Here is a 1725-nt window from a genome sequence, read left to right as displayed (position 1 = left end):
CCAAAGAATCTTTTACAGGGAAAGGCAATATTTCACTAAGTCCGGAACAAAGAGAGATAGCCCAGTTAAGGGCAGAACTAAAAGAAACTAAATTAGAACGTGATATATTAAAAAAGGCGGTAAGCATCTTCTCCAAGAGCGACAATTAATATATGATTTTATGTATAAGCATAAAAAAACATATTCTGTTGGGAAGATTTGTAAGTATTTAAAAGTAAGCCGGAATTCTTATTACCACTGGAAGTCTGTTAAACTTGCTAAAAAGAAAGACTCAAGAAGAACTGTTTTGGTAAATGAGATTAAAAGGATTTTTAAAAACAGTAGACAAACTTATGGAAGTCCTCGTATTCAGGCTGAATTGGAGAAGCTTGGATATAAGATATCCAGAGCTTATGTTGCCAGACTAATAAAGGCAGAAAACATTCGATTCAAGCCAAAAAAACGATTTGTTAATACAACTTACTCTAAGCATGATTATAAGATCGAAAAAAACACTCTGGATCGACAATTTAAAGTTGAACAGCTAGGTAAAGTATGGGTGTCTGACATTACTTATATAAGAGTTAATGACAAGTGGATTTACCTAACAACAATGATTGATTTAGCGGACAGACAAGTTGTTGGTTGGTCATTAAGTAAGGATATGACATATGAAAACACGGTTCTTAAGGCATGGAATACTGCACGTAAGCGACGACAAATAATACATTGATTTATACTTCATTCAGATAGAGGCGTTCAATATGCCTGCAATAAAATAAGGGATCTTTTTATGGGTAATAATAAGATAAACAGAAGCATGAGCAGAAAGGGAAATTGTTGGGATAATGTCGCTGCTGAAAGCTTTTTTAAAACCATTAAGTCGGAAATGATATACCGAAATGAGTTTAAATCGTTTACTCATGCATATAACCATGTATACGATTATATTGAAAATTAGTACAATATTAAAAGAATACACTCTAGTTTAGGATATAAAACACCTTTAGAAAAAGAAATTGAATTAAGAGCATATTATAAATTGGCAGCCTAATCCTTTTTGTACCAAATTTTGTTGCAATTCCATACTTTGTTATTAATGACCTCAAATTCTCCATTTAGTAAGAGAGGCGCTATAGTAATTACCACAACAAAACCATTATTAATTTGATCCAGTTCAAATTTGGGTTAATATGGATTTACTATTTTCGCTTACGAAAGTAGTTTGACAAATAACAATTCTGAATTTCTGAAAATTATAATCAACACTAAACAAATCAAATTTTCAGATCTTAAATATGCTATTAGAAAAATAATAACGTGACAACTTAATAAAAATATTCAAATTCTATAGCATCGTATCAAGATAGTAAATGATTCAATCAGTTTTTGAGTTCACAATACAATAAAGAGTCTCAATTCATAATTACTGAGATTATTAAAAGCACACATCGTCTCTTTCTTACATTGCGAATTTCCAGGTGTTAGTATCACCACCAGCAAACTTATCGTTTATATCTTAAAGAATAATTGAGAACAAATGTATACGCTCTTTTCTAATACAATTTCCAATACTTTGATACTTTACCTTCTAATGTCAATAAATATTATCCATTTTGCTCACCAAGAGATAACCCACTATTTACAATACAACATAAAAAGAGTCACATCAGATAGTTGAAATAAGATTCCTTTTAAATTGCTGCCGATTTAATATTTAATACTGAAATTTGGTAACTAATTAGC

The 1725-nt window shown here is 30.6% G+C and carries 2 protein-coding genes; both read left to right on the top strand.

What is annotated here, in order from left to right:
- Window positions 1-106 precede the first annotated feature (106 nt).
- Window positions 107-712: an IS3 family transposase gene (locus GQR60_RS19935; protein ID WP_124994619.1), complete on the top strand. Its 606-nt coding sequence runs from the start codon at window positions 107-109 to the stop codon at window positions 710-712.
- A gap of 60 nt (window positions 713-772) precedes the next feature.
- A complete protein-coding gene (locus GQR60_RS20470; protein ID WP_225441467.1) occupies window positions 773-940 on the top strand; it encodes an integrase core domain-containing protein in 168 nt (55 codons plus the stop codon).
- Window positions 941-1725 lie beyond the last annotated feature (785 nt).

This window comes from Labilibaculum euxinicum (assembly GCF_009795715.1).
In the GTDB taxonomy this organism is placed as follows: domain Bacteria; phylum Bacteroidota; class Bacteroidia; order Bacteroidales; family Marinifilaceae; genus Labilibaculum; species Labilibaculum euxinus.
Note: the sequence above shows the minus strand (reverse complement) of the source record. Positions and strands in the feature narration are given on the sequence as shown.

Bases quoted from the DNA above. Each gene is read 5' to 3' on its own strand.
- GQR60_RS20470 (WP_225441467.1), top strand. From the start codon at position 773: ATGGGTAATAATAAGATAAACAGAAGCATGAGCAGAAAGGGAAATTGT.